Consider the following 10,392-nt stretch of genomic DNA (forward strand, 5'->3'; position numbering starts at 1 on the left):
AGATCGCGAACCAGAGCAAGCTGACAGTCGTGGGAACGGCGATGACGCCGACGATGAACTGGCGGATCGTGCGGCCGCGGCTGATGCGGGCCAGGAACATGCCGACGAACGGCGTCCACGACACCCACCATGCCCAGTAGAAGATCGTCCACGACGAAAGCCACGCGCCGGTTTCAGGATTCGACGATGCACCCGTGCGGGCCGACATCTGGGCGAGGTCGGAAACGTATGCACCAATGGTCGTCGGGAGCAGATTGAGAATCAGTACGGTCGGCCCGAGAACGAACACGAACAGGGCCAAGATCAACGCGAGCACCATGTTGATGTTGGAGAGCCACTGAATTCCCTTGGCCACACCGGAAACTGCCGAAGCGACAAATGCCAGGGTCAGTACCGCAACGATGGCCACGAGCAGGAATACGCCGGCTTCTTCCATCCAGCCGACTACCTCGAAACCGGAGCCGATCTGAAGTGCGCCGAGCCCCAAGGATGCTGCGGTGCCGAAAAGTGTCGCAAAGATTGCCAGGATGTCGATGACCTTGCCGATCGGCCCTTCGGCTTTGCGACCGAGCAACGGGATGAAGGCCGAACTGAACAGTTGCTTGCGTCCGCGTCGGTACGACCCGTACGCAATGGCAAGGCCCACAACGGCATACATCGCCCAAGGATGAAGACCCCAGTGAAACATGGTGGTAGCCATGGCAGTTCCGACGCCACCGTCGGTACCGGGAGGCGGAGTCACGTAGTGCGCAAGCGGTTCCGCGACACCGAAGAACATCAGGCCGATGCCCATGCCGGCGCTGAACATCATGGCGATCCAGCTGACGGTTCGGAACTCGGGCTTCTCACCGTCTTTGCCCAGCGGAATGTCGCCGAATCGACTGACAGCGAGGTAGATGGAAAACAGCACGAAAGCCGAAGCTGCGAGTACGAAGAGCCAGCCGATGTTCGTCACCAACCAGCCGAGAACACTTCCGGTTACCGAGTTCAGGTTGTCGGGAGCTACGAGACCCCACACGACAATAGCCAGCACCGCTGCGGCCGCCACGGAAAACACCACGTAGTCGGTCCGAACGCCTACCCGAGTAAAGCCCGTCTCCGGACGCTCTTCGTTGGCCCCGGAATCTTGTTCGGATCGATCAGATTTCGTCACCATAGATGACTACGTTCGTCACTTTGTGGGCCAAAAGCAAGCTGGAAGGCGGGCTCAACAGCCGTTGAACCCGCCTTCTCACCCCGATCAAGCTGGGGTTTTAACCCAACCGTTGCCCTTGCCGATCAATCCGTCGATGCTGATGCGTCCTGCGCCGATAACAGCGATCAAGAGCGAACCGACACCGAGTGCGACGACGAGTTCATAGCCGCCGTTGTCTATGAAGACGCCCTTGTCGGCGTGCACGATGAAGAACGCGCCGACCATGTCGAGGAACAGCAGTGCGCCGACGAGCGGGGTCAGCAGACCCGCGATGAGCAGGATGCCGCCACCGAGTTCGATGGATGCTGCCAGAACTGCAGAAATCTTGGGGAGCGGGGCGCCCATCCCTTCGAATGCGGCCTGCGTTCCGGCGATCTTGTAGGTGAAGAACTTCTGCCAACCGTGGGCGATGAAGATGATCCCGAGGCCGACACGGGCGATGAGGAGTCCGAGGTCACGAGCAATCGACGAATTCATGAGCCAAGACTGACAGCTTTAAGTTGAAGCGTCAACTTAATCAATGTGTCACGCACCTCTCAATGCCGACTCCACCATGGCGACGATCTCAGTGTCGGAGTACCCGAGCGAGCGGACCTTATGCGCAAACGCGGTCGCCGCCTGCTCCGCCTGCGCCTGCACCGGATCGGTCCCCGAAGCGATGAACGTCCCTTGCTTTCCCCTCGTCTCGATCACGCCCTGATCGCTGAGCGCGCGATAAGCCTTCGCGACGGTGTTGGCCGCCAATCCCAGCTCCGAGGCCAATGCACGCACCGTCGGGATCTTGGTTCCCGCAATCAATCCGCCGCCGTGAACCTGCTCGATAATCTGTTGCCGCAGTTGGTCGTACGGAGCTGTGGAGGAATCGTGTTCGATCGCGATCTTCATCGTCACCCTCGTCGTATCTTCTCGGTCACAGCATCTTCTCTCTCACAAACCCTCGATCGCTTCGCGGATCGTATGCGGGCCGGAGGTCAGAACCAATATCTTGCCGACACTGGACGGCGCGTCGATGAGCGCTTCGATCACTGCGGCGACATCTGCACGAGGCACAGAGCCTCGATCGACGGGCGGCTCTGCAAGAAGGACTTCACCGGTGGGGTCGTCGTCTGTCAGAAGGCCTGGCCGAAGAATCGTCCAATCCAGCGAAGTCCTTGTCTTCAGGTCTTCCTCTGCTGCAGTCTTCGCCCGCAGGTAGGCGGCAAAAACCTCGTCGGTGTTCTCCGGTATTTCGTCACCAGCACCCATGGCGCTGATCTGTATGAACCGACGCACTCCCGCTTTCTCGGCGGCATCGGCCAACAGCACCGCCGCAGCTCGGTCTACGGAGTCCTTCCGCTCGATCGAGCTACCAGGTCCGGCGCCCGCGGCGAAGACCGCGACGTCGGCACCGTCGAGTACCTTCGCAACTTCCTCGACCGTGGAGGATTCCAGATCGATCACCACGGGGAACGCGCCGAGTGTGCGGACCGCACCCTCGTGCGCGGAGTTGCGGATCAGCGCTACCGGCCGATCACCATGTCCTGCCAGCAGGTACGTCAGGTGCTGCGCGATCTTGCCGTGCCCACCGGCAATGACCACGCGCCGTTCGTCCACACTTCGATGTTCCGTCATCGTTTTCTCCTCACAAGTCGGTACTTCAAGTGCAGCGCGCCGGAGGTGTCCGTTGTTCCCCTGTTTGTCCCACGAGTTCGGACACAGAGGCAGAATGACGGACATGGCATCTGCAACCATCTTCCACAATCAACGGTGCAACACGTCGCGGACTGTTCTCGGACTTATCCGCGACGCCGGCATCGAACCGACCATTGTGAAGTACCTCGATACTCCGCCTACCCGATCCGAGCTGGAAAAACTCCTCGCCGACGCCGGCCTCGAGCCCAGCCAAGCCGTTCGCAAGCGCGAAACGCAGTACAAGGAACTCGGGCTCGCCGATGCATCCGAATCCGAGATCCTCGACGCGATGATCGAGCACCCAATTCTGATCGAACGCCCGTTCGTGGTCACCGACAAAGGCACCGTCCTCGCGCGGCCTGCAGCCAAGGTGGAAGAAATTCTCTGACAGCGTCGACGGCTTACAGCGGATCGCGGGCGATCGGGCAGGACATGCACCGAGGACCACCTCGGCCGGACCCCAGTTCCGAACCCGCGATTCGCAAAACCTCGATACCCGAGGCCTCCAGCCTGGCGTTCGTTTCGACGTTGCGCTCGTAAGCGACGACGACGCCAGGCTCGACGGCGAGGGTGTTGTTTCCGTCGTCCCACTGCTCACGCTCGGCAGTCACCGTGTCGAGTCCGGTGTCGATCACACGCAGTTTTCCGATTCCCATGGCGTCGGCCGCCGCTTCGAGGAACGGCGTCGCACCGCGAATACTCACCCCGTCGTCTTCCTTGCGCAGAGTGAACGCCGCCAGGGTGTCCTGAATGGCCGGATACATGACGACCGCGTCGGCCTCGACCATGGTGCAGACCGTGTCGAGATGCATCGACGCTCGGCGTTGCTCGATCGGAACAACCAACACCGTGTGGGCGAGGCCGTCGTCGAACACGCTACGCGCCAATGCTTCTGCTCCGGCGGGTGACGTACGTTCACCGACACCGATTGCGATCACCCCCGGCGCGAGAAGCAGCACGTCACCTCCCTCGACAGGAGCCGTGTGCGACTCGTACGCGCGGCGCACGCCTTTGAATCGGGGGTGATGCGCGTAGACGAGATCCGTTATCGAGGATTCGCGAGCTCGCGCTGACAACGCCAAGGACGTGATGATGACCCGTGGCCCGACCCAGAACGACGAATCACGGGTGAAGAGCAAGTTGGGCAACGGGTCGATCACGAAGTCACCGCCGTGATGCATCCTGCGCACCAACGAGGTCGAGTCGGCATCGATCGGCAATTCGTCGAACGTCATTCCTGCAGTAAGGATCGACGAAAGCTCCTTCGGCTCCACCTTTCGCAGGTAGGCGGCCAGGTGTTGCCCGAGCGCGTGGCCGATCTTGCGTGCGTCGACGGCGGCCGCGATTCCCTGGATCCTCGCTGCGCCACTGACCTCGAGCGCCTCGGTGAGGAGATCGGACAAAAGCAGTACCTCGACGCCGCGCTCACGAAGGACGGTCGCAAACTGATCGTGTTCTTCCTGCGCGCGGTCCACCCACGGCAATGCGTCGAACAGCAGCTCGTCGTTGTTGCGCGGAGTCAATCGTTTCAACTCGTCGCCAGGACGATGAAGAATGACCGATCGCAATCGGCCCACCTCGGAATCGACACCGAGGGGGACGGAGCCAGAAGCGTTCATGAGTGAACACTAATCCCGTAGGCCCCACCCAGCAGGGACAAGCAGCTGTCGTACCGGCCCGCGTAACGTCTGATCCGACGCAGGCGAGAGGACCAGGCAATGAGTAGTACGGATCAGGCGGCGCTGAACGGCGCCGGAATCGAGAGGTTCACCGGGCGCTGGGTCGGCGCTGGAGCCGGACATTTCCCCACCATCGACGACTTCGAGTACTCCGAGGAGATCGAGTTCGCGCCCACCCCGAAACCGTTTCTCACCTACTCGTCGCGCACTCGTGGGCTCCCCGACGGACGACCGCTTCACATGGAATCGGGATACCTGCGCCCAACACCGGGTGGTGAGCTCGAATTGCTGGTCAGCCAGCCCACCGGATTCGTCGAGATCCATCGCGGCACCCTCGACTCCGAAGGCACTCTCGCCTTGACCCGTCTCACGCTCGCAGCATCACCCGACGCAAAACCGGTTCACAACGTTCGGCGAGTCATGCGCGTTCAGGGCGACACGCTGACATACGACCTGTGGATGGCGCACGGCGACACCCCGCTGACGCATCATCTCCACGCCACCCTCCACCGCGCGACGGACCGGTAGTCGCCATGGAGATGCCGTCGTGGAAGGCAAAGGAACTCACGCCCGGCCAGCTCTCCGAGCGCAGCGGTGTCGCCGTCTCGGCCCTGCATTTCTACGAACGAGAAGGCCTCATCGTCAGTCGCCGGACCAGCGGAAACCAGCGCCGATACCAACGAGACACGCTTCGACGCGTCGCCTTCATCAGAATCTCGCAACGCGTCGGCATTCCGCTGTCGGAAATCAGAGAGGCCCTCGGCACACTTCCTGAAGGCCGTACCCCGAACCGCGCAGATTGGGAAAGATTGTCGACCGGGTGGCGGCGCCACCTCGATCTACGCATCGAGCAACTGGAACGTCTACGGGACAACCTTACCGGTTGCATCGGTTGCGGGTGCCTCTCGTTGGAGGGGTGCGCCCTCGCCAACCCGCACGATCAACTCGCGTCCGCCGGCCCGGGTGCGCGCGTTCTGGAAGTAGATTTCGGTGCAGGCTCAGGCGAGAAATGACTCGACGGCGTCCCGATCGCGCCCCAGCAAGTCCTCGACGGTCTTCTTCAGCAACTTCTCGATCTGGCCGCCGATGATCGGCATCTTCACCTCAGCCGTTCCGTCGACGACCAACCGCGTGCAGGACTCGGCGGCGGTGAGATCGAGCGTCGTCTCGATTCGGATCGGCAGTCCCCGCGCAATTCCGGTGACCGACCCTGCTGCACGCCCGTCCGACAGAGGTCCCCACCGATCGACCCGTTTCAGACCGAGCCGACTCGGCGCAACCTTGGCGACCAGGCTCGGGAGGGAGGCGGAGTCGATTTCCTCGGACACGGATACTTCGATCGATCCGTCTCGAACTTCGATGTCCGAGGTGGCATAAAGGTCTCCGAGTCGGCCTTTCCAATAACTCGGGTCTGTCAAAGTTCGATGCACGTCGTCGATGGGATATTTGAATTCGATATCGAAGTGAAAACTCTTCGGCATGACTTTGGTCCCTATTCGACTAGATAAAAGTCCCGGCGGAGTTAACGCTCATCACTTGAGCAATTTACTGAACTGGTCGTTCGCTTTTTGCATCACGAACTCGTAAGGCGGGGCAAATTTGCGCGCCCACCAGTATCCGAATCGGATGTCATTGGACGTATATACGAGGTACGTATTCCTCTCGATTCCCCGCAGAATGCACGACGCCACCTTCTCCGGGGAGACAGCACGCGCCTCGAACCGGTGCGTGAGTTTTTTGACCCGCGGGTCGTTCCTGTCGATACCCGCTATTTCCACGGTTCCCACCAATGGCGTCTTCACCCCACCCGGTACAACCAGACTGACCCCGATTCCGTGCCGCTTCAGATCGAATCGCAGCACCTCGGACACCCCGCGAAGGCCGAACTTGCTCGCACTGTAGGCGGCGTGCCACGGCAGGGCCAAAAGTCCGGCAGCCGAAGACACGTTGACCAGGTGTCCACCCTTGCCGGCACGAATCATGGGTGGAACAAACGTCTCCATGACATGGATCGGCCCCATCAGGTTGACGTCCACCATGGACTTCCAATGCCGATGTTCGAGGTTCTCGATAGTTCCCCACGCTGAAATACCGGCGATATTCATGACGACATCCATCGAAGAAAATTGAGTGTGAATCTCGGTACCGAATTTCACGACCTCGTCGTAGTCCGAGATATCGAGTGCCTTCGCCATGCTGACCGTGCCGCCGCCGGCGCCGACCATCGCGACCGTCTCTTCCAATCCGACGCTGTTGATATCGGTGAGAAACAATTCGGCGCCGACCTCTGATGCACGCAGCGCAGTTGCACGTCCAATTCCACTACCGGCGCCGGTGATCAGGCATTTCTTGCCGTCGAGCGACCTTACAGACATGGATGAACACTCCCCCGCACTCGTACTGTGGACATGCGGGAAAGTCTACGCACGCACGGTGCGGCCGCCCTGAAACACGCAAGACGACCTGCGGGGCACGGCCGCACTCCGCGCAAACACCGCACAGAGACGACCGCAGCGAGCACTAGAGACGCTGCATCATCTGCTCTTGATAGCCCTTGACCGTACGGTCGAGTTCTTCCGCCGCTACATCGTCCCCACGCTTGCGCGCGTCGTGGGCTCGATCCTGAATTTCACGGATTGCGCGGCGCAATTCATCATCGCTCATCGTGTGTTTCATGTCACAATTCTGCACCCACGCGGAGGGTTTAGCTAGCACAGATCGCAATCCGGCAAACCGTTCAAGGTTCAACCCGGAGGTGATCCGCATGACATCGCAACCAGCCACCCTGATCGCGACCCTAAACCTTCAAACATCGCTTGAACTGCAGTTTTTCAATCGAAATAGTTGTGAAAAACCAGGCTAACGCATAGCTAATATCGCCAAAACGGGTAAAAGGTTTGATATTGGGCAGATTGGCCAAGTACTGGAAGGTTCGAATAGCGCAGTCGTAGCTGCACATTTCCGTGTGGCGGAAACTCAATGTGCGCTGAGACATAGCTGAGCACTCATTGGGCGGACGAATCGAATCTCGGACACATTTGACAACTAGTCCACTAAACAGACTACGGTGAGCTACCGATCGGTTATCCGCGTGATACCGTAGGATTCACTGAACGGACAATTGCTAGCTAGAGAGGATTACGGGGCGGTTCACAATGGCTGACTTTGCAGAACGATTGAACAAACTGTTCGACAGTGTTCATCCTCCGGGGCGCAAACCCCATACCAACGCCGAGGTTGCGGCAGCGCTCATCGAAGACGGCCATCAGATCTCCAAGCCGTACATCTCGCAGCTCCGCTCGGGACAGCGCACCAACCCCTCAGACGAGACAGTCGCAGCCTTCGCCCGGTTCTTCAAGGTGAAGCCCGACTACTTCTTCAACGACATCTACGCAGCCAAGATCGATCACGATCTCGAACTGCTCTCACAGCTCCAAGGCTACGGGCTTCGCCGCCTCTCGAGCCGTGCATTCGACCTCTCGGAAGAATCGCAGAATCTACTCACCACGATGGCTGAAAAGCTCCGCGCGAGTGAAGGTTTGCCAGAGGTTCCGCCTGACGCGTCACGCTGATGTGAACGTGCTGAAGCACTGACTCGATCTCGAGCACTGCAATGACATGGAGTAGGTCGACTACGAACGTCGACCTACTTTTGTCGTTTCATCGAGTTCTTTCGCCAACAACAACACCCATCGGCGCGCCGACATCTTCTCAGGAGGCGCAATCCACCTGGTGTCCAACACATCCGAGGCCAAGGGATCGGCGATCCACCCCGCCAAAATCCCCGCGTGTGCAGTGACGGCCCGCGGCGGTTCCTGACCACCGACGTCGAACATCCCGGCTCCGGACTGGATGTACATCGCATCCATGATCTGCGCGATCATGTCCGATGCCCGCAGCACAGAGGTACTCCCGGCGCTGTCCGCGTCGACTACCTCGGGGAATCGCTTGACGAGAAGCGCGTGCATCCGCCGCAGCCGGTACAGATCTCGTCGCGCACGTAACCAGGTCTCGAGAAGCACCCACGTGATGCCCAGCGCAATCAGAACACTCGAGGCAGCGATGAACCACACCCCTGCGCCCGTCCAGATATCCGATTCGAGTGCGCCGGTGCCACCGATCGATTCGACCAGCATCACTACGACCACGACGAGCAGGATCGACGAACCGGTCACGATCAACGCGATTCCGCGCCCCAACGGTGCCCACGCAACGTGCCGTAGCCCCGTCGAAATGACAAGGGACAGAGCGACGATGATAAAGATCAGAGCCGGCGCCGGGTAGCCGAAGAGAACCGCGATCGCCACCAGGAGCCCCACCGAGTACAGCACGGTGGCGAGGCCGCGCATAGCTGGACGTGACATCACCGGCCACGCAGACACGGCGCCGACTGCACTGGCCGCAGACAACGCTGTCCACAAGACGATGACGATCATCGCCGCGGCATGCTGCTCCGGCGCAATGCGATCGACGATGTCCCATACCGCCGGCACCATGACCGTCGACGACAATGCGACCGAGAAGCCGGCGAAGACCATCGACATTCGCAACGGCGTCGCGGTGCGCGCGACAACTCGACCCAGTCTCGCGCCGGCTGCAACCCAGACGAGAAGGGCCACAGCCCAAAAGATCATCCGATCGCCTCGTCGTACCGCAACACCGACAGCGGTGTCCCACGGCCACTCATCGTTCGCAGACGCATGATCAACATCGACGCGAACGTCTCGGCTTCCCACTCCGCGATGTCATCCATCGGCACGGGTTCGTTGCGCCGCAGAGAACGTTGACTCAACATGTAGGCGATCAAATCGTCACTGACCTCGAGCGTCGCCTCGGCGATCTCGGCACCCTCGTGCCGAAACACTATGTGCCCCAACTCATGTGCCAGAGTTCGCTCGACATTGGGAAGTCCGGGGGCCAAGACGATGACGTCGTGGTCGTCGTAGGCTCGGCGCTGACCGCACACTCCGGTGGCGAGCGGGGTTTCCAGATCGATCTCGATCGGGCGCCCACGCTCGCGGGCGACTGTCTGCACTACCGTCAGCAGTGACACAGCCTCCGACGACGCTGCTGCGTCGCATACGGCATCCACCGCGGCCAGAACGCGGCGATGTGAACGTCTGTCCGGCACGACTCACGCACCTCCCTGTGATCCGGGTGCCAGGAATTCGGCACGCGCGGCAGCCAATCGCGCCTTCTGCAGCGATGCTCCGCGGAAAGTCAGTGCTCCCGCACCGGCCGCTACCACTGCCATTCCGCCTACACCGCCGGCGACGGCGGCGGCGTTGAGAATCGGCGGAAGCCCTTGAGTGAACGCCGTCGGAAATGCCTGCGGGTTGTCAGTCGGAGCCGCGACGTTCGGAACGTTCGACGGTACCTGCGGAGCTACGGGTGCGGGTGCGGCCAGAACCTCGGGTGCGGAAGGGGCTGCGACTGCGCCCGGCGCAGCGTTCGCCGGTCCACCGGCAGAGGGTGCAGGCGCTCCGCCGCCCGCTGACGGTCCCTGCGGATCAGACGGTCCAGCCGGCGGAGCCGCTACCGCGGACGACTGCTCGGAACTCGGCTGCGATTCGGAAGGAGACTGCGTCTCGGAGGGTGCTTGGCTCGAAGGACTCTCGGTCTGCGAAGTTGCGTTGGTCGCGGGGGAAGCGCTGCTGCTCGGACGTTGCGACGGCGAAGGGTTGGTCGTGGGCTCAGTCGTGGTCGTCGGCTCAGTCGTCGTGGTCGTCGGCTCAGTCGTCGTGGTCGGCTCAGTCGTGGTCGGCTCAGTCGTGGTCGTCGGCTCAGTCGTCGTCGTCGGCTCAGTCGTCGTCGTCGGCTCAGTCGTCGTCGTCGGCTCAGTCGTCG

At 61.1% G+C, this 10,392-nt stretch carries 15 protein-coding genes; 5 read left to right on the plus strand and 10 right to left on the minus strand.

Annotation, left to right across the window (positions count from 1 at the left end; all coding sequences use genetic code 11):
- The 4 genes from ACYP01_RS12460 to ACYP01_RS12475 form a co-directional block, all read right to left on the minus strand.
- On the minus strand, positions 1–1,156 hold a 1,156-nt coding region (locus ACYP01_RS12460), incomplete at its 3' end, for a BCCT family transporter (RefSeq protein WP_459680273.1).
- An 84-nt stretch (positions 1,157–1,240) separates the two neighbouring features.
- Entirely contained in the window at positions 1,241–1,672 is a 432-nt protein-coding gene (locus tag ACYP01_RS12465) for a DoxX family protein (RefSeq protein ID WP_003946228.1), read from the minus strand.
- Positions 1,673–1,720: 48 nt separating this feature from the next.
- Positions 1,721–2,080, minus strand: coding sequence for a GntR family transcriptional regulator (locus tag ACYP01_RS12470; protein ID WP_003946225.1), 360 nt, complete (start codon positions 2,078–2,080; stop codon positions 1,721–1,723).
- A gap of 42 nt (positions 2,081–2,122) precedes the next feature.
- Positions 2,123–2,806: an SDR family oxidoreductase gene (locus ACYP01_RS12475; protein WP_003946268.1), complete on the minus strand. Its 684-nt coding sequence runs from the start codon at positions 2,804–2,806 to the stop codon at positions 2,123–2,125.
- Between the two features lie 94 nt (positions 2,807–2,900).
- On the opposite strand from ACYP01_RS12475, the gene arsC reads away from it, so the two are divergent.
- Positions 2,901–3,254, plus strand: a complete 354-nt coding sequence (arsC, locus tag ACYP01_RS12480; protein ID WP_003946209.1) for an arsenate reductase (glutaredoxin) — start codon at positions 2,901–2,903, stop codon at positions 3,252–3,254.
- Between the two features lie 13 nt (positions 3,255–3,267).
- Here arsC and arcA read toward each other — a convergent pair whose 3' ends face one another.
- Complete coding sequence (gene arcA / locus ACYP01_RS12485; RefSeq protein ID WP_003946210.1) at positions 3,268–4,485, minus strand: arginine deiminase; 1,218 nt, start codon at positions 4,483–4,485, stop codon at positions 3,268–3,270.
- Between the two features lie 99 nt (positions 4,486–4,584).
- Between arcA and ACYP01_RS12490 the strand changes: the two genes are divergently transcribed.
- Both ACYP01_RS12490 and soxR read left to right on the plus strand, forming a co-directional pair.
- Complete coding sequence (locus tag ACYP01_RS12490) at positions 4,585–5,073, plus strand: heme-binding beta-barrel domain-containing protein (protein WP_459680278.1); 489 nt, start codon at positions 4,585–4,587, stop codon at positions 5,071–5,073.
- A 5-nt stretch (positions 5,074–5,078) separates the two neighbouring features.
- A complete protein-coding gene (soxR, locus tag ACYP01_RS12495) occupies positions 5,079–5,558 on the plus strand; it encodes a redox-sensitive transcriptional activator SoxR (protein WP_003946250.1) in 480 nt (159 codons plus the stop codon).
- Here the strand turns inward: soxR and ACYP01_RS12500 are convergent.
- The 3 genes from ACYP01_RS12500 to ACYP01_RS12510 form a co-directional block, all read right to left on the minus strand.
- Positions 5,544–6,026, minus strand: a complete 483-nt coding sequence (locus ACYP01_RS12500) for a DUF2505 domain-containing protein (protein ID WP_459680281.1) — start codon at positions 6,024–6,026, stop codon at positions 5,544–5,546. The genes soxR and ACYP01_RS12500 overlap by 15 nt on opposite strands.
- A 51-nt stretch (positions 6,027–6,077) precedes the next feature.
- Positions 6,078–6,920 (minus strand): SDR family oxidoreductase, encoded by an 843-nt coding sequence (locus tag ACYP01_RS12505; RefSeq protein WP_459680284.1) that lies wholly within the window; start codon positions 6,918–6,920, stop codon positions 6,078–6,080.
- 145 nt (positions 6,921–7,065) lie between these two features.
- Complete coding sequence (locus ACYP01_RS12510) at positions 7,066–7,221, minus strand: hypothetical protein (protein WP_003946253.1); 156 nt, start codon at positions 7,219–7,221, stop codon at positions 7,066–7,068.
- Between the two features lie 479 nt (positions 7,222–7,700).
- Between ACYP01_RS12510 and ACYP01_RS12515 the strand changes: the two genes are divergently transcribed.
- Positions 7,701–8,117 carry a helix-turn-helix domain-containing protein gene (locus tag ACYP01_RS12515; RefSeq protein ID WP_003946231.1) on the plus strand — a complete coding sequence of 139 codons (417 nt, stop codon included), beginning with the start codon at positions 7,701–7,703 and terminating at the stop codon, positions 8,115–8,117.
- A 60-nt stretch (positions 8,118–8,177) separates the two neighbouring features.
- Here the strand turns inward: ACYP01_RS12515 and ACYP01_RS12520 are convergent, their stop codons facing one another.
- Positions 8,178–9,179: a hypothetical protein gene (locus ACYP01_RS12520; RefSeq protein WP_003946245.1), complete on the minus strand. Its 1,002-nt coding sequence runs from the start codon at positions 9,177–9,179 to the stop codon at positions 8,178–8,180.
- On the minus strand, positions 9,176–9,676 hold the full coding sequence (locus ACYP01_RS12525) for an ImmA/IrrE family metallo-endopeptidase (protein WP_003946241.1): 501 nt from the start codon (positions 9,674–9,676) through the stop codon (positions 9,176–9,178). The genes ACYP01_RS12520 and ACYP01_RS12525 overlap by 4 nt, the downstream gene beginning before the upstream one ends.
- A gap of 178 nt (positions 9,677–9,854) precedes the next feature.
- Between ACYP01_RS12525 and ACYP01_RS12530 the strand changes: the two genes are divergently transcribed.
- On the plus strand, positions 9,855–10,392 hold a 538-nt coding region (locus ACYP01_RS12530; protein ID WP_459680287.1), incomplete at its 3' end, for a hypothetical protein.

It is taken from the genome of Rhodococcus sp. no. 34 (genome assembly GCF_054589475.1).